The sequence below is a fragment of the Streptomyces sp. ICC4 genome, from assembly GCF_003287915.1.
Classification (GTDB): domain Bacteria; phylum Actinomycetota; class Actinomycetes; order Streptomycetales; family Streptomycetaceae; genus Streptomyces; species Streptomyces tritrimontium.
Genome location: NZ_CP030286.1, coordinates 2,599,347 through 2,620,934, shown reverse-complemented (window position 1 = coordinate 2,620,934; position 21,588 = coordinate 2,599,347). Strand labels below are relative to the sequence as shown.

The 21,588-nt window shown below is 72.0% G+C and carries 14 protein-coding genes; 8 read left to right on the top strand and 6 right to left on the bottom strand.

All coding sequences use genetic code 11. From position 1 onward, the window contains the following. Positions 1-22: 22 nt before the first annotated feature. Genes DRB89_RS12235 through DRB89_RS12225 form a run of 3 tightly spaced genes read left to right on the top strand, consistent with a single transcriptional unit; the run spans position 23 to position 7,683 of the window. Positions 23-526: a YbaB/EbfC family nucleoid-associated protein gene (locus tag DRB89_RS12235; protein WP_112446628.1), complete on the top strand. Its 504-nt coding sequence runs from the start codon at positions 23-25 to the stop codon at positions 524-526. Next, positions 523-843 carry a hypothetical protein gene (locus tag DRB89_RS12230; protein ID WP_112446629.1) on the top strand — a complete coding sequence of 107 codons (321 nt, stop codon included), beginning with the start codon at positions 523-525 and terminating at the stop codon, positions 841-843. The genes DRB89_RS12235 and DRB89_RS12230 overlap by 4 nt, the downstream gene beginning before the upstream one ends. Before the next feature lie 6 nt (positions 844-849). Continuing rightward, on the top strand, positions 850-7,683 hold the full coding sequence (locus tag DRB89_RS12225) for a hypothetical protein (protein ID WP_112463268.1): 6,834 nt from the start codon (positions 850-852) through the stop codon (positions 7,681-7,683). 57 nt (positions 7,684-7,740) lie between these two features. On the opposite strand, the gene alc is transcribed toward DRB89_RS12225, so the two are convergent. Together alc and allB are read right to left on the bottom strand one after the other, a co-directional pair. Beyond that, positions 7,741-8,853: an allantoicase gene (gene alc / locus DRB89_RS12220; RefSeq protein ID WP_112447897.1), complete on the bottom strand. Its 1,113-nt coding sequence runs from the start codon at positions 8,851-8,853 to the stop codon at positions 7,741-7,743. 2 nt (positions 8,854-8,855) lie between these two features. After that, a complete protein-coding gene (gene allB, locus DRB89_RS12215) occupies positions 8,856-10,199 on the bottom strand; it encodes an allantoinase AllB (protein ID WP_112447896.1) in 1,344 nt (447 codons plus the stop codon). Positions 10,200-10,526: 327 nt separating this feature from the next. Between allB and DRB89_RS12210 the strand changes: the two genes are divergently transcribed. Further along, positions 10,527-11,330, top strand: coding sequence for an IclR family transcriptional regulator (locus DRB89_RS12210; RefSeq protein WP_112447895.1), 804 nt, complete (start codon positions 10,527-10,529; stop codon positions 11,328-11,330). Between the two features lie 110 nt (positions 11,331-11,440). On the opposite strand, the gene DRB89_RS12205 is transcribed toward DRB89_RS12210, so the two are convergent. Both DRB89_RS12205 and DRB89_RS12200 read right to left on the bottom strand, forming a co-directional pair. Further along, positions 11,441-12,133 (bottom strand): ABC transporter ATP-binding protein, encoded by a 693-nt coding sequence (locus tag DRB89_RS12205; RefSeq protein ID WP_112447894.1) that lies wholly within the window; start codon positions 12,131-12,133, stop codon positions 11,441-11,443. Next, on the bottom strand, positions 12,130-13,221 hold the full coding sequence (locus DRB89_RS12200) for an ABC transporter permease (protein WP_112453293.1): 1,092 nt from the start codon (positions 13,219-13,221) through the stop codon (positions 12,130-12,132). The genes DRB89_RS12205 and DRB89_RS12200 overlap by 4 nt, the downstream gene beginning before the upstream one ends. A 134-nt stretch (positions 13,222-13,355) precedes the next feature. Between DRB89_RS12200 and DRB89_RS12195 the strand changes: the two genes are divergently transcribed. Both DRB89_RS12195 and DRB89_RS12190 read left to right on the top strand, forming a co-directional pair. Beyond that, positions 13,356-14,543 carry a sensor histidine kinase gene (locus DRB89_RS12195; protein WP_112447893.1) on the top strand — a complete coding sequence of 396 codons (1,188 nt, stop codon included), beginning with the start codon at positions 13,356-13,358 and terminating at the stop codon, positions 14,541-14,543. Continuing rightward, entirely contained in the window at positions 14,540-15,175 is a 636-nt protein-coding gene (locus tag DRB89_RS12190; RefSeq protein WP_112447892.1) for a response regulator transcription factor, read from the top strand. Before DRB89_RS12195 ends, DRB89_RS12190 begins: the two co-directional genes overlap by 4 nt. 20 nt (positions 15,176-15,195) lie before the next feature. On the opposite strand, the gene DRB89_RS12185 is transcribed toward DRB89_RS12190, so the two are convergent. After that, positions 15,196-16,683, bottom strand: a complete 1,488-nt coding sequence (locus DRB89_RS12185) for a PLP-dependent aminotransferase family protein (RefSeq protein WP_112447891.1) — start codon at positions 16,681-16,683, stop codon at positions 15,196-15,198. Between the two features lie 336 nt (positions 16,684-17,019). Between DRB89_RS12185 and DRB89_RS12180 the strand changes: the two genes are divergently transcribed. Together DRB89_RS12180 and aceB are read left to right on the top strand one after the other, a co-directional pair. Continuing rightward, positions 17,020-17,601 carry a nucleotidyltransferase family protein gene (locus DRB89_RS12180; RefSeq protein WP_343234696.1) on the top strand — a complete coding sequence of 194 codons (582 nt, stop codon included), beginning with the start codon at positions 17,020-17,022 and terminating at the stop codon, positions 17,599-17,601. Between the two features lie 273 nt (positions 17,602-17,874). Continuing rightward, entirely contained in the window at positions 17,875-19,494 is a 1,620-nt protein-coding gene (gene aceB / locus DRB89_RS12175; RefSeq protein ID WP_112447889.1) for a malate synthase A, read from the top strand. A gap of 100 nt (positions 19,495-19,594) precedes the next feature. On the opposite strand, the gene DRB89_RS12170 is transcribed toward aceB, so the two are convergent. Beyond that, positions 19,595-21,535, bottom strand: a complete 1,941-nt coding sequence (locus DRB89_RS12170; RefSeq protein ID WP_239516771.1) for a DUF262 domain-containing protein — start codon at positions 21,533-21,535, stop codon at positions 19,595-19,597. Between the last annotated feature and the right edge of the window lie 53 nt (positions 21,536-21,588).

The window sequence follows — 21,588 nt, the reverse complement described above, 5'->3', positions numbered from 1 at the left end:
GCGAACGAGGAGGGACGCAGGGATGAGCAATCCCCTGGAAGAACGGCTGGCGGAGGCGCTGGCGGAGTTCGAGGAGACCCGGGGCCGCCTGGACGCCGCCGCGGCGGAGGCGGCCGCGATATCCGTGACGGTCACCGCCAAGGACCGCGCGGTGGAGGCGACGGTCGGGGCTCAGGGCGAGCTGACGGGCCTGCGCTTCCCCACCTCGCGGTACCGCACGATGGCTCCGGCGGAGCTGGCGAACGTGGTGATGACCACCATCGCCTCGGCCCGCGCCCAGGCCGCCTCCCAACTGCTCGACGTGTACCGGCCCTTCGGGCCCATTCCCGGGCTGTCCGCGGACGCGCCGGGCGGCTTCGGGCCGGTGGACTGGGAGGACCTGTTCGCGCCGCTGCGCGAGGACGCGGACCTGGTGGTCCCCTCCTCCCGCTCGGCCACCGCCTCTTCTTCCGGCGGGGCCCTGCTGGACGAGCTGGTGGACGACGAGGACGGCGGGACGGGCACGGCGGCGGGGGCGGGCCGGTGAGCGAACTCGACGTCGACAGCGAGGGCCTGGACAAGAGCGGCCAGGCCGTGAAGGACGTGGGCAGCGTGCTGAAGGTGGCCCGCGACGAGTACATGGACAAGATCACCAGCTATCGCGGCTGTTGGGGCACGGGCGAGTTCGGCGAGGCCTTCGCCAAGAAGTACTACCAGGGCCTCGGTCCCGTCGTGGACGGGACCGCGGCGCTCGTCGAGGCCCTCGAAGCGAGCGGCCAGAGCCTCGGCGACACCTCCAAGAAGTTCAAGAAGACCCAGCAGGACGTCATCGACCACGTCAACAACCCCACGAAGAAGCGCTGAGCCTCCATGTCGCTGCAGTTTCCCCCCGAGTGCGCCTGGCTGTTCGCCGCCCTGACCGGTGAGATCCCTCCGGACGGTGACGAGGACAAGCTGTTCGCCCTCGCCGAGGCGCACAAGGGGCTGCACGGGAAACTGAACGGTGAGGTCCAGCAGCAGGTGGCCGACGCCCTCGGCTACACGAAGAAGAACTTCGAGGGCAGCGCCGCCGAGATGTACCAGGAGGCGATGAAGTCCTTCCTCGGCGGCCAGAAGGGGCTCGACTACTTCAACTCCGTGACCGAACAGGCGGAGTTGATCGCCTCCTTCACCCGCAAGAGCGCGACCCAGCTCCAGTACACCAAGTACATGATCATCGCTCAGCTGGTGGAGCTGCTGGTCGAGGCCGCGGTGGCATTGGCGCTGTCCTTCTTCTTCGGCGCGTCCATCGGCGCGTACCTGCAGAAGCAGGCCATCGTCCGGCTGATCATCCGCACCCGGCTGGGGCGGATGATCGTCGCGCTGCTGATGCACGAGATCATCAACGTCGGCATGGGCGTGGTCATGGACGCGCTCAGCCAGTGGACGCAGCTGAACCAGGGCACCCGCGACGAGTGGGACAGCGAGCTCACCAAGAACGCGGCGCTCTCCGGGGCCGTACAGGGCGCGCTGGCGGGTCCCTTCCAGGCCCTGGGCGGCCTGTTCAGCAAGCTCCTGTCGAAGATGTTCGGCGACGACGCCGGACGGAAGATCGGCAAGCAGCTCGACGACGTCCTGCCGCCGCCCAAGGGCCTCGGCGACGGCGCGGGCAAGAACCTGGGCAAAAAGGGCGGCGACCTCGCACTGCCCCCGCCCAAGCCCAAGGCCGGTGACGACGTCGCTCCGCCGCCCCCGCCCAAGCCCAAGGCGGGCGACGACGCCACCCCGCCTCCGCCGCCCCCGAAGACGGGCGACGTCCCGAAGCCGAACACGAACAAGGACCTGCCGCCCCCGCCGCAGTCCTTCGGCAAGGACATGACGGACATCTTCCGCAACCGGCTGCCGGGCACCGCGGGCCCGAACCCGGAGAAGGCGGCACGCAACTTCATCAAGGACGTCGGGGACGCCTTCGAACGGCGCTTCGGTGGCGCGGAGGCCCGGGAGGCCGGCCGGCAGTGGGCGTCGACCCTGCTCATGGCGACCGGGCGCAAGGAGCTGCCCGACGCACTGGGCGACGCGCTGAAGCCGATCTCCAAGCACCTCGACGACGGGGCGATGAAGGCCCTCACCCAGGGCACGGCGGACGCGATGGGCCAGAGCGTCCTGCAGTCGATGAGGGGCGGGGCCGTGCGCGGCCTGTTCGAAGGTGCCCACGCGGCGGTCTCGGAGGGCACGTACAACCTGATCTTCTCGGACGAGCACACCTTCAAGACGTCCGGGCTGACCTTCGGCTCCGGCATCGTCGAGGGCCGCTTGGGGCACCTGCTGGAGACCGGCGGCGAAAAGCTGGGGATGGGATTGCGCGGCTCCCTCGGAATGGACACCCCGGACTTCGGCCACGGCGGGGGCAGTGGGAGCGGCGGGTCGTCGGGGCTCACCGACGACATGCCCGACCTCGCGCTGGACGAGTTCTTCGCGGAGCCGGACACCGGCGGCCTCACCGGCGACATGCCCGACCTCGGCCTGAACCGGCTCTTCGCCGAGACGGACGACGACCTCGAATACCTGGACGTCGACGAGGACCCGGACTACCTCGCGGGCGAGGGCGGCCCGTCCGGGGCCGGCCGGGACACTCCGCAGGGCGCCCCGATTCCGGTCGCCACCACCTCGGCGCCGGCCCCGGGGGCTGGCCAGGGGGCCGGCCAGGGCGCGCCCGGCGGCTCCGCCGCGACCGCGGCGAACACACCGGCTACGGCGAACAACCCGGCCGGCGCGAACGGTCCGGCCAACTCGACCTCCCCGAACGCCACCGGGCAGAAGGCCGCGGGCGACCCGGCGTCCCCCACGGTCTCCGCCACCGACGGCGACACCGCTCCCGCGAGTCAGCCTGCCGGTCTCGTCACCGAGAGCGGAGCCCGGCCGGACGAGGACGGCTCCCCGGCGAACGAGGACGGCGACGCGGCGAACCGACCGGCGACGGACGGGAACACGGACGGCCCCCGCCCCTCCACCGAAAGCGGCACGCAGGCCTGGGAATCCACCGCCCTCGACGACGACGGCACGACCGTGCCGGAGCGCGTCGAACAGAACGGTTCCGCCGCCGCGCATGAAAACACCCCGGGCACCCCTGTCACCACCACGTCCACACCCACACCCACACCCACGTCGATGTCCACGTCCACTGTCGATGCCGCCCAGCCCCAGGGAAGGCTCGCCGCCGACCCGGGGACCGTGGCCTGGGACACCAGCCGGTCCCCCCGGCGCCCGGACGCGGAGACCGAGACCGACACCGGCCCCGTGTCGGAGCAGGAGGGTCCCGCGCCCTCACCCACCACCCCGGTCCCGCCGCCCGCGCTCGGGCCCGCCGAGGATCTGATGTTCCTCACCCAGCCCCACTACGCCTCCGGGGACCAATTCGGCATCGCGGCCGCCCTCATCGCCGACAAGAACCTCTTGGTCATCCTGACGTACGAAGACCCCACGGACAGCGGGAAGGCCGAAGGCATCCGCGCGTTCTACAAGGCCTCCGGAATTCCGGAGAACCGCATCCACGTCGTCATGACGTCCGAGCGGCTGAAGGTCATAGACGTAGAGGCCGAAAAGGGTCCGGTCCGGATCAAGCTCACCAAGAAGAACCAGCTCGGTGTCGGAGACGCCACGAAGCGCGTCGGCCAGGATTTCAGCACCGATCTCCGCACAAAGCTCCGCAAGGGCTGGAACGTCGGTCCCGACGCGGAGCGGGACGCCGCCCTCACCACCTGGCTGGACCGCAAGGGCGTCACCCTGCAGGACGGCGACAAGGTCGCCGTCCTGTGGTCACGCTTCAGCGGCAAGAAGCGTGAAGTGCACATCGAGCACGACACCAGCTACCTCGGCATCGCCCAGATGATCGCCGGGCTCGGCGACATGAAAGCCGTCCTCATCGTCGGCGACTCCGGCCACACCCCGGCAGGCAAGGCCAAATACCAAGCCATAGCCGACTACTTCAACACCGGCGCCCTCCCCGGCGTCAAGGGCGGCACCCGACCCGAAGGCTTCACCGCACAGGTCGCGGACCTCACCGAATTCTGGAAGGACCAGTCCGTCCACACCTGGAACGGGCACACCCGCACCGGCCAGTTCCAACTCTTCGACCACCTCGCCCGCAACGCCACCACCCGCCACCTCGGCTTCCGCAGCGGCAACCTCGAAGCCATGGCCCTCATGGGTTTCGACGTCCGCTACCTCGAAGAACCCAACAGCGAAATGGGCGGCGCCCGGATGGCCGTCTGGCATGCGGACCCGACGGTCACCGCCAGGTCCGCTGACGGCACGAACCGTACGACCGACGGTGGCCTGGCCCCCGGCTACGAGCGCCTCATCGTCACCCACTCCCCCACCCGCTCCGGACAACACCAAAAGGACCTCCCCCTCGACATCCGCAAGGACGCCCAGAAGCACGCCGACTGGCACCGCGACGACAAACTCGCCAAACACCTCGCCCTCACCGAAACCAACGACGAAGCCGCGCTCTCCCGGCCCAAGGGCTTCACCGACGAAGACCTCGCCAACATCGACGCCTACCTCCGCCACGGCGACCCCGGCGCCGGCCTCCGCCCCGAGTTGAGAGCGCGAGTCGCGGACATAGCGTCCGATGCCGCGGCGCAGGCGAAGAGGATCGACGACCTCACGAAGGAGATCGCGGCCACCGACAAGGCCATCCAGAAGGCGCGGGGCAACACGAACGGGACTCCGGGAACCTCGCAGAGCACGCCACCTGCCGCCACAACCTCCACCTCGACCACGGCCACACCCACGGCCGAAGCCACAGCCACAGCCACGGCCGAAGCCACAGCCACGACCACGGCCTCGGCCTCGGTCGCGAGGATCGTGGCGCAGCACGAGCGCAAGAGGACGGCGTTCCAGCAGAGCCTCACCCAGAGCCAGGAAAGACTGCTGCAACGCCAGACCGAGTTCGCCGAACTCTTCTCGTCCGAGGCGGGCCACGAACGCCTGTCCGTCCTGCGCGCCCGCAACATCCACGCCCAGTCCGCGACCCACCTCCTCAACGAACCGGAGCAGCAGCAGCCGAACCCGGCGGACACCGCCGAAACCCCGGAGTCCCGTCTCGCCCCGGCAGACGCACCCGACTGGACGACCAGCCAGGCGCCGGGGTCCCGGCCGCAGCGCGGCGGCTCCCGGGGCGACGGTGCCCACCGCGGTCAGGACTCCGGCCGGGGCGGGAACGCGAGCGGCCGAGGGAGCGGTCGAGGAGGAGCCGCGAGCAACCGCGGCGGCGCCGCGCACCCGGTCACCGTGAGCAGCGGCACCGGCACGCCCGCCCGCGGCGGCGGACCGCAGCCGGGGCGCGGAGGCCAGCCCCCACGCGGCGGTGGCGGCAACAGGGGTACGGGCGGTACGAACCCCACCCGGGGCAGCTCCACGACCTCGTCCCGCGGCGGCAACCCCTCGGTCCGCGGCAGCGGCAGCCCCTCGGTCCGCGGCGGCCGCGCGCCCCGCCCGGCCGCGCCCGCCCCGGTCCCGGCCCCCGACGTGACCACGATCGCGTACGGCAACGACCTCTTCGCCACTCTCATCAACCAACAAGGGCAGGGGCAGGGACAAGGACAGGGCCAAGGGCAGGGCACTCTGTCGGCCTCGGAATACCACGCCCGCGTTCTCCGGAGCGTCACCGGGGCACACCCCACGTCCTACGTCGTCAACGCGATCGTCGGCCACCGGACGATGGCGGAGCCGGGCAGGCTCCAGGAGTTCGTCGACTCCGTCCTCGACGGCCTGTCACCCGCCATGCGCGAGCGGGTCGCGATCGTCGTCGGCGTCAACCATCAGGTGCGCGAAGGCGACGCCGCCGCCGCCCGGTTGCTCGACGACGCGATCGCCGAGGGTACGGCCGGGGTCAACTCCCCGGTGCCGCTCGCCGTGGTCGCCACGCCCCTCCACCCCGCGTCGAGCTTCGCCTACGGCACCGCCCGGAACGCCGCGCTGACGAGCACGGCCACGCGACGGGCGCTGCACGGACTCCTCGACCGCGACACCCACCCGTACGTGTCGTTCATGGACTTCGACGCCTACCCGCACACCACCTCCTCCGGGCGACACGTCTTCGATCACTTCGAGGCGCGGCTCGGCTTCGGGCGGGCGGTGACGGGCTCCGAGAGCCAGGGTCTCCTGCCGCCCCTGCGGCCCCTGCTCATGTCCGGCGGCTACCGGATCCCGCCCACCGGCGACCACGCCGGGCGCTCCCGGCTGGCCGCGGAAACGCTCGGCCGGTGGCAGGAGAGCAACGACGCGGCCAAGGACCCCAAGGCCCGGAAGGAGTCCGATCTGGGTCCGGCGCCCACCGATGTCAGGGCACGGATCGAGGACTTCGACCAGGAGATCCGGCACGACATGCGGGCTCGGGGCAGGATGGCCGCCCTGGCACCTTTCATGCCCTACTCCCCCGAGCCGAACCTCTTCGTCGACGGGCCGGCGACCCTGGTCAGGGCCGAGGAGGGCGAGTTCGACCTGGTCCGGTTCGGCCCCGGAGGGGCGGAGTTCAACGGTCTGGCGAACAGCATCATGCGCCTGGCCGCTTCGGAGATCCGGACGAACGACACGTCCGCCGGACCGGACGTCTCCCTCCCCGCTCCCCCCGCGGACCCGAACGCGGCCGTCACGAACCCGGCCGCTCCGGCGGCAGACCGCACCATGCGGGGGCGGCGAGGGTGGACACCGGGGCTCCAGCGGCAGGAGGAGGTGGAGGCGTCGGCGGCTCGCACGGGAGCGTTCACGCTACCGGACCATGATCGGCCCGGTCGAGGGGTTATCCCGGCCGGCGGACACCCCGCCGGCCGGCTCGGACGGCCGGCTCGGACGGGCGGCTCAGAAGGTGCCGAAGGCGGCGCGTCCCTTCGGGCGGTAGGTGTGGATGGCGGTGCCGCTCCCGGTGGTGCGGGAGCCGAGGAGCTCGTACGCCGTGGGCAGCGCGCCGGTCGGGAAGAGGCGGCGGCCCGCGCCCAGGAACACCGGGAAGACGAGCAGGTTCAGCTCGTCGACCAGGTCGCGCGCCAGCAGCCACTGGGCGAGCGCCCCGCTGCCGTGCACCTGGAGCTCGGTGTCCCCCTCCAGCGCGTCCTTGGCCCGGACGACCTCGGCCTGGAGGTCCGCCCCGTCGATCACGGTGGCCGGGCCCCAGGCCGGTTCCTTGAGCGTGGTCGAGGCCACGTACTTGGGCAGCCGGTTCAGCCCGGCCGCGACCGGGTCGGCCGGGTCGTCGTGCTGCGGCCAGTACGAGGCGAAGATCTCGTAGGTCCGCCGCCCGAGCAGGAACGCCCCGGCCCGGTCGAAGACCTCGGTGACGAACTCCCCCATCCCCTCGTCGGCGAACGGCACCAGCCAGCCGCCGTACTCGAACCCGCCGCTGGGGTCCTCGTCCGGCCCGCCGGGGGCCTGCATCACGCCGTCGAGGGTGAGGAAGGTGGTGAGGGTCAGCTTTCCCATGGTTCCGCGCTCCTTGTTCGGTCGTCGTGCGGTCGTCCTTGCACCGGTTCAGACTCCCGGGACGCCCGGGACTCATCGGTGCGGCGCGCGCGAACGCCCTGCCCGTTTCTGCCGGCGGGTCAGGCCGGCCGGCGGCCGTCCTTCACGAGGTCGCGGCTCGCGATCTCGCCGGGTGCGCCCCTCCGGCGGGCGGGAACGCCGCAGGGGCGCACCGGCAACCGGTGCGCCCCTGCGGGCTGTTGAACGCGCCCGGGGGTGTCGGCCCCCGGGGCGGTCAGTGTGGGGCGGGAGTGGGTGGCGTCAGCCGCCCAGCTCCTGGTGACGGGCGGCGTGCGCGGCCGCGCCGGCCTCCGTCAGGGCGCCGTACAGGCGCAGGCGGGAGAAACCGCCGTCCGGGAAGATGTCGATGCGCACGTGCGTGCCGACCGCCGGGGCGTCGAGCACGAAGCGGTGGTTGGTGTCGGGCTGCAGGCGGGTGCGCGGCAGGAACTCCGTCCACTCGCCCTCCTCGCCGGTCTTGACCGACAGCGAGGCCCAGCCGGCCGAGTTGCCCTTGAGGTACGCGGTGTCGATCTCGACGGCGCGGATCTCGGACTCGGCGACGAGCTGGTAGCGGATCCAGTCGTTGCCGTTGTCACGGCGGCGGGCGGTCTCCCAGCCGTCGTCCATCTTGCGGGAGCGGCCCGGGTTGATGGTGTTGGTCGGCGGGGAGTAGAAGCGGTTGGACGCGTCCTGCACCGAGCCGCCGTTCTCCAGCGCGACCACGTCGAAGGTGCCGAGCGCGGCGAGCCACTTCGGGTCCGTGCGGACCTCGCCGTAGACGCGCAGGCGGGCGATGCCGCCGTCGGGGTGCTGGTTGACGCGCAGGTGCGTGAAGCGCTGCTCGACGCTCACCTCGAAGCCGTTGGCCGCGTGGCCGCCGACCGGGGTGCGCTCGACGAGGGTCGTCCACTTGACGTCGGCGGAGAGCAGTTCCTCCTCGGTCGGGGAGCCCGCGACCGAGGTGCCCTGCACGGAGACGGCCTGCGGCATGTTGCCGCGGAAGTGGGCGGTGTCCACGACGATGCCGCGGATCACGCCGGGGGCGCCCAGGCGTACGAGCGCCCAGTCGTGGTCCTCGGCGGTCGGCCAGGGCTGGGTGGCGGAGATGCCGCGGCGGCGGCGGGTCTCCCAGCCGTCCATGACCTTGCCCTTGTGGCCGAAGTCCTCGGGGTCGAAGTGCGCGGCCTCTTCGATGAGCAGGTTCTCGCGCTGGGCGAAGAACTCGTCGTTGGCGGCGATGACACCGGCGCCGAGCGCACGCGCCGCGAGGTTCGCGAACTGGGTGAACGGGAAGTCCGCGGTGCGGTAGTCCGCGTACGGGTCGCCGCCTCCGTACGGGTTCGCGTTACCGGTGAAGGATTCAATCGCCACAGTCAGTTCTGCCTTTCGAGGAGTCGGCCGGTGGGCTCGGACGGGGTGCCGTGGTCGGCGATCTGCGCACCGCGCAGCCAGGTGGACTTCACGACGCCGTGCAGGGTCTTGCCCGCGTACGCCGTGACCTGGTTGCGGTGGTGGAGGTGGGCCGGGTCCACGGTGAACGTTTCTTCGGGGGCCAGGACGGCGAAGTCGGCGTCGCGGCCCACCTCGATCGCGCCCTTCTGCGCCAGGCCGGCGAGAGCGGCCGGGGCGGCGGACATCCAGCGGACGACGTCCTCGAGGGTGCGGCCGCGCTTCTTGGCCTCGGTCCAGATCGCCGGGAGGCCCAGCTGGAGGGAGGAGATGCCGCCCCACGCGGTGGCGAAGTCGCCGGTCTTCAGGTCCGCGGTGGAGGGCGAGTGGTCGGAGACGATGCAGTCGATGGTGCCGTCGGCGAGCGCGTCCCACAGCAGGTCCTGGTTGGCGGACTCGCGGATGGGCGGGCAGCACTTGAACTCGGTGGCGCCGTCCGGGACTTCCTCGGCCGTCAGGGTGAGGAAGTGCGGGCAGGACTCGACCGTGATCTGCACGCCCTCGGCCTTCGCGGCGGCGATCAGCGGCAGCGCGTCGGAGGAGGACAGGTGCAGGACGTGGACGCGGGCGTCTCGCCGCTTCGCCTGGTCGATCAGGTTCTGGATCGCGGTGTTCTCGGCGTCCTTGGGGCGGGAGGCCAGGAAGTCGGCGTACTTGGGGCCCGGGTTCTGCGGCGCGGACTCCAGGTGGTGCGGGTCCTCGGCGTGCACGATCATCAGGCCGCCGAAACCGGTGATCTCGGCGAGCGAGGCGGCCAGCCGCTCCTGGTCGAGCTCCGGGAACTCGTCCACGCCGGAGGGCGACAGGAAGCACTTGAAGCCGAAGACGCCGGCGTCGTGCAGCGGGCGCAGGTCCTTGACGTTGTCCGGCAGCGCACCGCCCCAGAAGCCGATGTCCACGTGCGCCTTGGTGCGCGCGACCTCCTGCTTGACCACCAGGTTGGCGGTCGTGGTGGTCGGCGGCAGCGAGTTCAGCGGCATGTCGAGGATGGTGGTGATGCCACCGGCCGCCGCGGCGCGGGTGGCCGTCCAGAATCCTTCCCACTCCGTGCGACCGGGGTCGTTCACGTGGACGTGGGTGTCGACCAGGCCGGGAAGGAGCACGTCGTCGCCGAAGTCCTCCAGCCGGGCACCGGCCGGTACGTCGACCTCGTACGGCAGCACGGCCGCGATCTTCCCGCCGGCGACGGCCACCGAAGCGGCGCGCGTCCCCTCGGGGGTGATGACGCGCGTCGAGCGCAGTACCAGTTCCACAGCCAGGTCGGACACCGGAACCTCCCCATCTACTTCCACAGAGCGAAATTCAACGTTCTGTTGACGGAGTCTTCCCGTCGATGCGGAACCAGTCAAGAGCGCCCGGACGGACCACTGACCCGCCCGTTCCGCAATTGGATGTTTCCACAGGATGGAATTAAGATTTCACTATGCAGAATGTAGCTACCACCACCAGGGACTGGGCAGGTAACTTCCCGAGGACGTCCGCCACCAGGACAAACCGCCTCTGACCGGCGGGGACGGCATTGCCCCGGCTCTAGGGCCGACGCCGACCGACCGGTAGGCTGCTTCCTTGCCTGCCAGCACCGAAAGGACCGCGCCGTGCCGACGTCCAGCGCCAGCACCACCGACGACTCCACCAAGCCCGCCGCCGCCAGCGGTGGCGTCCAGTCCCTTGAGCGCGCCTTCGATCTGCTCGAACGCATGGCCGACGCGGGGGGCGAAGTCGGCCTCAGCGAGCTCTCCGCCGCCAGCGGTCTGCCGCTGCCCACCATCCATCGCCTCATGCGCACCCTCGTGGCGTGCGGCTACGTCCGGCAGCAGCCCAACCGACGGTACTCCCTCGGCCCCCGGCTGATCCGCCTCGGCGAGTCCGCCTCAAGGCTGCTGGGCACCTGGGCCCGCCCCTACCTCGCCCGCCTGGTCGAGGAGACCGGCGAAACGGCGAACATGGCCCTGCTCGACGGGGACGAGATCGTCTACGTCGCCCAGGTGCCGTCCAAGCACTCCATGCGCATGTTCACCGAGGTCGGCCGCCGCGTGCTGCCGCACTCCACCGGCGTGGGCAAGGCTCTGCTCGCCTACACCCCCGCGGACGAGGTCCGGGCCCTGCTCTCGCGCACCGGGATGCCGGCCGCGACCGAGAAGACCATCACCACGCCCGAGGGCTTCCTGGCCGCCCTGGAGCAGGTCCGCAAGCTGGGCTACGCGGTCGACGACAACGAGCAGGAGATAGGAGTCCGCTGCCTCGCGGTCTCCGTGCCGAACTCGCCGACCGCCGCCGCGATCTCCATCTCCGGCCCGGCCGGGCGGGTGACCGAGGCGGTCGCCGAGTCCTTCGTGCCGATCCTGCAGGGCGTCGCCGCCGAGCTGTCGGTGGCCCTGCAGAGCCAGAACCCGGCGTAGGCCCTGGCCGGGCGGTAGACGCGGAAAGAGCCCGGCGCCCCCTGGTGGGGGCGCCGGGCTCTCGCGTCCTCCCGGGCCGCCGGCCGCGCGGGGCTCCGTACGGGCGCCCGTCAGGCCGCCGGCGCGGGCTCCGCGCCCTGCGTCAGACGGCCGTCGGTCATGGTCGCCGTGGCGTCCATCCGCTCCAGGTGCGCGTGGTCGTGGGTGACCAGCACGGTGGCGGTGGAGCGCTCCCGGGTGAGGGTGACGAGCAGGTCCAGGATCGCGGCGCCGCGCTCGTGGTCCAGGGCGCTGGTCGGCTCGTCCACGAGCAGCACGGCGGGCTCGTTCATCAGGGCGCGGGCGATGTTGATCCGCTGGCGCTGCCCCCCGGAGAGCTGGTGCGGCCGCCTGTCGGCCTTGTCCGCCAGACCCACCGCGTCCAGCAGCTCCAGGGCCCGCCGGCGCAGGGCGCGCGCGGGGCGGCCGTTGATGTGCGCCATGACCTGGAGCTGTTCGGCGGCGGTGAGCGAGGCCAGCAGGTTCGGCTGCTGGAAGACGATGCCGATCTTCTCCCGGCGCAGGGCCGACTTCTCGGCCGCCCCCAATTTCGCGGTGTCCTGCCCCGCGACGACGACCCGCCCCGTATCGGGCGTGACGAGGGTGGCGGCGACCGCGAGCAGACTGGACTTGCCGGAGCCGGAGGGGCCGATGACCGCCGTCAGGGTGCCCGCCGGCACCTCCAGGCCGACCGCGTCCAGGGCCGTGAGCCGGCCGTCGCCGTCCGGGTAGGTGAGGGTGACGTCGGATACGAGCAGGGTCATCGGGCACTCCCGAGAGCGGTCAGGGGGTCTACGGCGGTGATCCGCCGGATGGACAGGGCCGCGCCCAGCGCGCCGAGCGCGATCATGACGGCGGCCGGGACCAGCACCGTGGCGGCGTCGAGCACGAAGGGCACGGCGCCGCCGCTGATCAGGGCGCCGAAGCCGGCGGCGAGCGCGGTGCCCGCGCCCGTGCCGAGCACCAGCATCACCACGGCCTGCCCCAGCGCGTCCTTCAGGAGGTACGGGGTGGAGGCACCCAGTGCCTTCAGCACGGCGACGTCCCCGCTGCGCTGGATGGTCCACACCGTGAAGAAGGCTCCTATGACGAGCGCGGAGATGGCGAAGAGGAACCCCCGCATCAGCTGGAGCGAGCCGTTCTCCGAGGTGTAGGAGCCGATCGCGCTCAGCGCCTCGTCCACGGTCTGGGCCCTGGTGCCGGTGGCCTCGTCCCCGGCCGCCCAGTCCACGTCGCCCGCCGCGTCCAGGGCGACGACCGTGGCGAGGGTGTCGATGGAGGTGCCGGGGTTGCCGACGCGCTGCCAGTCGTTGAGGTCCGTCCAGACGACCGGGGTGTGGCTGTGGGACGCCGTGCCGGAGACGGCGGCCACCGTCAGCTCCAGCGGGCCGATCTTGAGCTTGGCGCCGGCCTTGAGCCCGCCGAGCTCCTCGGCGGCCTTCTCGCTGAGGACCGCCCGCCCCTGGGTCAGGCCCTTGTCCCGCGGGCCCAGCCGGCCCGCCGGATCCACGCCGAAGACCGACACCGCAGCGGTGCGCTCACCCGAGACGGCGTTGGTGGTGCGGATGCCCAGCGGCTCCGCCGAGGTCACCCCCGGCCGCTCCCGCCAGCCCAGCCAGGCCTTCTCGGGCACCTGGGAGTTGGTGAAGGAGACCTTCTGGTCCCCGGCCGGAGCGGCGAAGGCGAGGCGGGTGGTGGCGGGCAGACCGGTGATGGCCGAGATGTTCTCCCGGGCCAGGCCCGCGGTGAGCCCGGACAACAGGCCGACCAGCAGCGTGATCAGCAGTACGACCGAGCCCATCAGGGCGAAGCGGCCCTTGGCGAACCGTAGATCTCTCCATGCGACGAACATGTTCCCCACCTTGGTCTTCCGCGTGGACACAAGGCATCGCGCCACAGTAGTAATCCTCGTATCCAAGGACCCACGCGGACATCGAACTTTTGGTTGACCGGGGCCGCCGGACCCGGACTTACGCTGGTCAGGCCATGACTGCTCCCCGCACCCTGACCCCGGTCTCCCGCGTCCTGCGCCTGTGCCTGCACGCGCTGCTCTTCGGCCTGCTCGCGCTCGCCGCCGGACGGGCCGTCGCCGACTCCAGCCCGCGCGCGGGCTGGGTGGTCGCGGCCTGCGCCGTGCTGGCCGCCGTGTACGTGGCCGGCGTACTGGCCCCCGTGGTGCACCGCTCGGCGCGCGCCGGGGCGGTGTGGCTGGCCGGGCTCTGCGCGGCCTGGGCGGGGCTGCTCGTGGTCTCCCCCGACGGGCTGTGGATCGCCTTCCCGCTGTACTTCCTGGAGCTGCACCTGCTGCGGCTGCGCTGGGGGGTGACGGCCGTGGCCGTCACGGCCTGCGCGGCGATCGGCGGCTTCCTCGCGCACAGCCGGTCGGTGACGCCCGGGGCCTTCCTCGGGCCGCTGCTGGGCGGGGCCGTGGCGGTGGCGACCGTACTGGGCTACCAGGCGCTGTACCGGGAGAGCGAGCGGCGCCGCGAGCTGATCGAGGAGCTCATCACGACGAGGGCCGAGCTGGCGGCGGCCGAGCGCTCCGCCGGGATCCTGGCGGAGCGCGAACGCCTCGCCCGGGAGATCCACGACACCCTGGCGCAGGGGCTCTCCTCCATCCAGCTGCTGCTGCGGGCGGCGGAGCGCAGCCTGCCCGCGGACTCGCCGGCCGTGGCGCACATCGGCCGGGCCCGGGAGGCCGCGCAGGACAACCTCGCCGAGGCGCGGCGGTTCGTACGGGCCCTCACGCCTCCCGACCTGGAGCACGGTTCGCTGCCGGCCGCGCTGGAGCGACTGTGCTCGGGGGCGCCGGGCCCGCGGGTCCGGTTCTCCCTCAGCGGCACGCCCCGGCCCCTGCCCACGCCCTACGAGGTGGCGCTGCTGCGGATCGCGCAGTCGGCGCTGGCCAATGTGGTGCGCCACGCGGGCGCGGGGCGCGCCGAGATCACCCTGACCTTCATGGACACCTCCGTGACGCTGGACATCGTCGACGACGGCAAGGGCTTCGATCCCTCCTCGGCCTCCTCCGCCCCCTCGGGCGGGGGCGGCTTCGGCCTGCCGGCGATGCGCTCGCGGGCCGAGACCCTCAGCGGCCTGTTCACGGTCGAGTCCTCCCCCGGCCAGGGCACCGCCGTGGCCGTCACCCTGCCCTTGCCCGCGGAGGCACTGTCATGACGATCCGGCTCCTCCTCGCCGACGACCACCCGGTGGTCCGGGCCGGGCTGCGCGCGGTGCTGGACACCGAGCCGGACTTCGCGGTGGTCGCGGAGGCGGCGACGGCGGAAGCGGCCGTGGAGATCGCCGGCCGCGCCGGGGTGGACGTGGTCCTGATGGACCTCCAGTTCGGCCCCGGCCCCGGAATGCACGGCTCGGCGGCCACGGCGCTGATCACGGCTCGGCCCTCGGCTCCCCGGGTGCTGGTCCTGACCACGTACGACACGGACGCGGACATCCTGGCGGCGGTGGAGGCGGGCGCCTCGGGCTACCTCCTCAAGGACGCCCCGCCGGAGGAGCTCGCGGCGGCGGTCCGCACGGCGGCGGCGGGCCAGTCCGCGCTGGCCCCGGCGGTGGCGCTGCGCCTGATGGACCGCATGCGCACGCCCGCGGAGGCCCTGACCAAGCGGGAGCTGGAGGTCCTCCAGCTGGTCGCGGACGGCCTCTCGAACCAGCAGATCTCCAAGCAGCTCTTCCTCAGCCAGGCCACGGTCAAGTCCCACCTGGTCCACATCTACGCCAAGCTCGGCGTCGACTCCCGCACCTCGGCGGTGGCCGCGGCCGCCACCCGCCGCCTGATCCGCACGCCGTAAGCCCCCATCCCGGGGGCGGCCTACGCCACCCAGTACGGGCGCTCCACCGACGAAGGCAGCGGGACGCCGTCGTGGAAGGCCGCCGCGAGGCGGCGCACGCCCTCGTCCAGCCGGTCCGCCGGCAGGGAGTACGGGATCCGCAGCCGGTGCTCGAAGGTCCCCGGGTCCACCCCGAAGCGGGCGCCGCGGCCGATGTGCACCCCGGCCCGCTCCGCCCGTTCCGCCAGCGCGGAGCTCACCGGCTCGCCGAGGTCCACCCAGAGCGAGAGGCCGCCCGGGGGCAGCTGCCAGGACCATTCCGGCGTGTGCCGCTCCAGCGAGGCCACCAGCGCCGCCCGCTGTTCGCGCAGCTGCTCCAGCCGCCCGGGCAGCGACCGCTCCAGGCCCTCCAGCAGCGGCAGGGCCACCAGCTGGTCCAGTACCGACCCGGTCATGTCGCTGGCGACCCGTACCGCCGTCAGCTCCGTGATCATCTTGGCGGTGGCCCGGACCCACCCGACCCGCAGCCCGCCCCAGTGCGTCTTGCTCAGCGACCCGATGGTCACCACGTGCTCGGCCCCGCCCCTCGCCGCGAGCGAGGCCAGCGGGGCGGGCGCGGGCACGTCGAGGGCGATGTCGGCGATGGTCTCGTCCACCACCAGCCAGGTCCCGGTCCGCCGCGTCGCCTCGAGCAGCCGCACCCGCTGCTCCCGCGGCATCAGCGCGCCCGTCGGGTTGTGGAAGTCAGGGATCACGTACGCCAGCCGGGGGACGGTCTGGCGCAGCGCGGACTCGGCGATCTCCAGGTCCCAGCCCGCGTCGGAGACGGCGATCGACCCGGTGCGCAGCCGCGCGTGCCGCAGGGCGTCCAGCGCGTTGGCGTAGGTCGGGTTCTCGGTCATCACCCGGTCCCCGGGCCGGCACAGCAGGCTCACCACCAGCGCGAAGGCGTGCTGCGCGCCCGCCGTGACGAGGATCTGCTCCGGGCGGGTGGCGAGCCCGCGCCGGGTGAACCGGTCGGCGACGGCCGTGCGCAGGTCGGGCAGCCCGAAGGGGTGGTAGCCGGGACTGCGGGCGAGCTCCGGGAGCCTGGACCCGGCCCAGGCCAGCGCGTCGGTGAGGCTGCCCTCGGGGGCGCCCATGGCGGCGATGGCGAGGTCGATGCCGGGGTCGCCGTCGGCGCTGTAGCCGCCGGCGCCGACGAGGGCGTGCGCGCCGACCGGGCGGTGGCCCTCGGGGAGCTCGGTCCAGGTGCCGGAGCCGCGCCGGCTGCGGACGTAGCCGCTCTCGCGCAGGAGGTCGTAGGCGCCGGTGACGGTGGCCCGGCTGGCGCCGACCGCTTCGGCGAGCTCGCGTTCGGCGGGCAGCCGGACGTGCAGGGCGATCCGGCCGTCGAGGATCAGGGTGCGGACGGCGTCGGCCAGGGACCGGTAGCCGGGGCGTGCCAGTACCTCCGCCGGGAGCAGGGCGGCGAGCTGGCGGCTGCCGAGCATCCTGTCCGCCGTATGGACCACTCGCCCGTTTGCCATGCCAACCTCCCTCGATTGGCTCTGCCCGCCAGGCCAATCCAAGTCCAGACTCGCTGCATTGGCCCCCGATTGGCAAGGAGATGCCGCGATGTTGACCGACCGTGACGAACGGGCCCTGATCGCCGCCGCCCAGAACCGGATCGCCGAGCCCCTGCGGGTCGGGGCCGCGCTGGCCGCCGTGGGACGCCTCCTGCGGCGCGAGCGGGGGCAGGGGAGGGGGCCCGAGCGAGAATCGGTGGCATGGCACCCCACAGCGGCACGCACGAGCAGCACGAGTACCAGCAGCAACAGCACCGGCACCGGCCCGCGGCGGAAGCGGTCGGCTCCGCTCCCCCGGTGATCGCGGGCCTGCTCCTCGCCGCCGGCGGCGGACGACGCCTGGGCGGCCGCCCGAAGGCCCTGTTGACCTACCGGGGCCGCCCGCTGGTGGAGAACGCCGTACGGGTCCTGCGCGAGGCGGGCTGCGGCCCGCTCCACGTGGTGCTCGGCGCCTCGGCCGCGGAGGTGCGCGAGCGCGCCGACCTGAGCGGATGCGTGGTGCGCGAGAACCCGGACTGGGCCGAGGGCATGGGCTCCTCCCTGCGGGTCGGCCTCGCCTCGCTGGCCGGTACGGGCGCCCGCGCGGCCCTGGTGTCCCTGGTGGACCAGCCGGGCATCGGACCGGAGGCGGTGGCCCGGGTCAGGGCGGCCTACCGCTCCCCCACGAGCCTGGTGGCGGCGGCGTACGGGGGCGAGCGCGGGCACCCGGTGCTCTTCGGGGCGGACCGGTGGCCGGACATCGTGGCGACGGCCACGGGCGACAAGGGCGCACGGGTGCACTTGTCGGCGCACGCGCAGGAGCTCACGCTGGTCGAGTGCGGGGACGTCGCGGAGCCGTTCGACATCGACACCCCGCCCGACCTGGCACGACTCGCTTGAGCCGGACTCGCGTCCGGCCTCAGCGGGGCGTGACCGCGATGGCACTGAGGGCCACCACCGAGCGGATTCTGTCGACTCAGAGAATCTCGACATCAACAAACCATTGAACTTCCACCATGAGGAAATTACTATCCACTGGTCAGAAGCGCCCTGAACCCCCAGACGGCGCCCGCGACCGTATTCCGGAACTCTCCACACCCGACGGCACTGCGTGCCGTCCAGCGCGAGCATTCCCCGCGGCCGCCAGGCACCGCCGCTGAAGGAGTGACAGATATGTCCGCACCAGCGCCGTCATCGCTGGCCATCGTCGACGCCGAGCCCCTGCCCCGGCAGGACGAGGTCCTCTCGGACGCGGCTCTCGCCTTCGTGGCCGAGCTCCACCGGCGGTTCGCCCCCCGCCGCGCCGAGCTCCTCGCCCGCCGCGGCGTGCGCCGTGCCGAGATCGCCCGCACTTCCACCCTCGACTTCCTCCCGGACACCGCACAGGTCCGCGAGGGCGACTGGAAGGTGGCGCCGGCCCCGGCCGCGCTGAACGACCGCCGTGTGGAGATCACCGGTCCGACGGACCGCAAGATGACCATCAACGCCCTGAACTCGGGCGCCAAGGTCTGGCTCGCCGACTTCGAGGACGCCTCGGCTCCCACCTGGGAGAACGTCGTCATCGGCCAGCTCAACCTGATCGACGCCTACGAGCGCCGCATCGACTTCACCGACGCCCGCACCGGCAAGGCGTACGCGCTGAAGCCCGCCGAGCAGCTCGCCACCGTCGTGATGCGCCCGCGCGGCTGGCACCTCGAGGAGCGCCACCTGCGCTTCGAGGACGGCCCGGCGTCCGGCTCGCTCGTCGACTTCGGCCTGTACTTCTTCCACAACGCCAAGCGTCTGATCGACCTCGGCAAGGGCCCGTACTTCTACCTGCCGAAGACGGAGTCGCACCTCGAGGCGCGCCTGTGGAACGAGATCTTCGTCTTCGCCCAGGACTACGTCGGCATCCCGCAGGGCACGGTCCGCGCGACCGTCCTGATCGAGACCATCACCGCCGCGTACGAGATGGAAGAGATCCTCTTCGAGCTGCGCGACCACGCGGCGGGCCTGAACGCCGGCCGCTGGGACTACCTCTTCTCCATCGTCAAGAACTTCCGTGACGGCGGCGAGAAGTTCGTCCTGCCGGACCGCAACGCGGTGACGATGACCGCCCCGTTCATGCGCGCCTACACCGAGCTGCTGGTCAAGACCTGCCACAAGCGCGGCGCGCACGCCATCGGCGGCATGGCGGCCTTCATCCCGTCCCGCAAGGACGCCGAGATCAACAAGATCGCCTTCGAGAAGGTCAAGGCCGACAAGGACCGCGAGGCCGGCGACGGCTTCGACGGCTCCTGGGTCGCCCACCCGGACCTGGTCCCGATCGCCATGGCCTCCTTCGACGCGGTCCTCGGCGAGAAGCCGAACCAGAAGGACCGCCTGCGCGAGGACGTCCACGTGGCCGCGGGCGAGCTCATCGCCATCGACTCCCTGGACGCGAAGCCCACCTACGACGGCCTGCGCAACGCGGTCCAGGTCGGCATCCGCTACATCGAGGCGTGGCTGCGCGGCCTCGGCGCCGTCGGCATCTTCGGCCTGATGGAGGACGCGGCCACCGCCGAGATCTCGCGCTCGCAGATCTGGCAGTGGATCAACGCCGGCGTCGTCTTCGAGAACGGCAAGCTCGCCACCGCGGACCTGGCCCGCGAGGTCGCCGCGGCCGAACTCGCCGCGATCCGCGCCGAGGTCGGCGAGGAGGCCTTCACCTCCGGCAAGTGGCAGCAGGCCCACGACCTCCTCCTCCAGGTGTCCCTGGACGCGGACTACGCCGACTTCCTCACCCTCCCGGCCTACGACCAGCTCGTCGGCTGACCACCCGCTTCCGACTGAAACGCACAGCAGCCGGAAACCGGCGGCGCCCCCGGAGCCCACGGCTCCGGGGGCGCCGTCATGCGCGCCGCGTTCTTGCCGGCTACGCGGCGCGGGCTCCCGCGATGTACCCGCTCAGGGCTTCGGCCGTGTGGAACACCCGGTAACCGCACGACTCCAGCGCCGCCCGTACGCCGGGCTCCGGCTCGAAGACCAGTACGACGGGGCTGCCCGACTCCTCCTGGAGCCCCCGCGGCCAGACCGCCGCCGCGATGGTGATCACCTCGCCGGTGTCCGGGTCCGCCACCTCCGCCTCGGTGTCCGGAGCGGCCAGCCCGGCCTCGGCGACGATCCGGAGCAGCAGCGCCAGCCCGGGGGCCTCCTCCTCGGAAGCCGGCCGCGCCGCGTCCGACCCGGCCGCGGGGCCCTCCCCGGGCGGGCCGGACTGGGCCGGCACCAGGGCGACTTGGGTGGAACCGTCGTGCAGCGCGTTCAGGAACCCGTTCGCGGCGGTGGTGAGCAGCTCCCGGCGGGCCTGGAGGAAGGCCGGGTAGTTCTCGACCTTCCACAGCTCCCGGTCCAGGGGGATCCACTGGCTGGCGAGCACCCCGGGATTCCTGGCCTCGGCCTCCTCCAGGTACTCGGCCGGATCCTTCGCGCTGATCTTCAGGTTGCTGTCCTGGGTGAGGAAGCAGAAGTTCGCGACGGCGTTGATCTGGACCTGGCCGTATCCGTGGTCGCGCAGGCGGGCCTTGGGGAAGATGTGGTGCACCTGGAGCGAGGCCATCTTGCCGAGCATGTTGTGCTTCAGCGGGACGCCGGTGATGAGGTCCCGGGCGCCGTGGACGCGGGAGAGCATGTAGAGCAGCGGGTAGAACCGCGCCCCGATGGTGTACCCGTCGAAGTCGTCCGGGCGGATGTCGAGGTGGCCGCGGCTGCGGCGCAGGGCCGCGATGAGCTGGTCGACGCCGCCGCCCTCGCCTTCGAGGGCGTGGAGGTCCTGGTTGAGGGTGGTCTCGACCGAGGCCGCGTGGCGGCCCCACAGGAAGCTGTGGACGTACCAGAAGAGCAGCCGGTCGCACGTCCTGGCGTCGGGGAACGATCCGCCGCTCAGATGCAGCAGCCGGGTCATCACGGGGAACGCGGCACGGCCGCCGAGCACCCGGTCGTGGTCCAGGCCCAGCCGTCCGCCGAGGACGTCCAGGAGGTGGGACACCGCGTGCTCCGTGGACTCCAGCCCCACCTTGAACTGCGCGACGCCGACTTCGTCGAGTTTGGCGAACTGCGCCTCGCCCGTCAGCACGGCGTTGGCATTGCGCAGGAGCCAGTCGAGTTTGAAGTCGAATCCCGCCTCCGCCCAGTACGCCAGGGCGGCGTTCATGGTCGGCCGCGCGTCCGGCCAGAAGGCGCAGATCCTGGCGAGCGCGAGATCGCCCTTGGAAAGCTTGGTGCCGCCGGAATTCACCTTGTTGAAGATGTCGACGACGACCTCGATGGTCTTGTCCTCGCCGGTCACGTCCTCGATGTGGACGTGCCGCTCCTTCATTTGGAGGATCTTGCTGAGGCGTCCGTGGTACGTGCCGAAAAGGTCCTGTCCCACGCCCGTGGCCTGCACGATCGCGAACAGCCCGTCGATTCCCGTCGCGAACAGGCCCGTTACGTCGACCCAGCAGGGATCGACCTTCATCTTGGCGGGCGCGTAGAACTCGAACGTCTCGGTCTCGACGTTGAAATACAGTCCGGTGAAGGCCTCTTTCCTGCCCTCGAAGAATTTCGGGGGCCGGCCGCGCGTCACCCCGTACAGGGTGGTGACGCGCTGCTGTCCGTCGAGTAGCAGCTGGATCGCCCCGCCCTTGCCCGACACCCCGCCCCGGGTGTCCGCCGTGGCGGCCTCCGTGCTCCAGGTCAGAAAACTGCCGACCGGGTACTGCCGGTACATCGAGTGGAAGAACGCGCGCACTTGGTCGCGGGTCCACACGTAGCCGCGCTGGAACTCGGGAAGGGCGATGTCGCCTGAGTCCACCTTGTCCAGGATCTGATACATCTGCACCGGCTGCCCCCACCTGTTCGGCTTTCTGTCGAGAAAATCTAACAGCC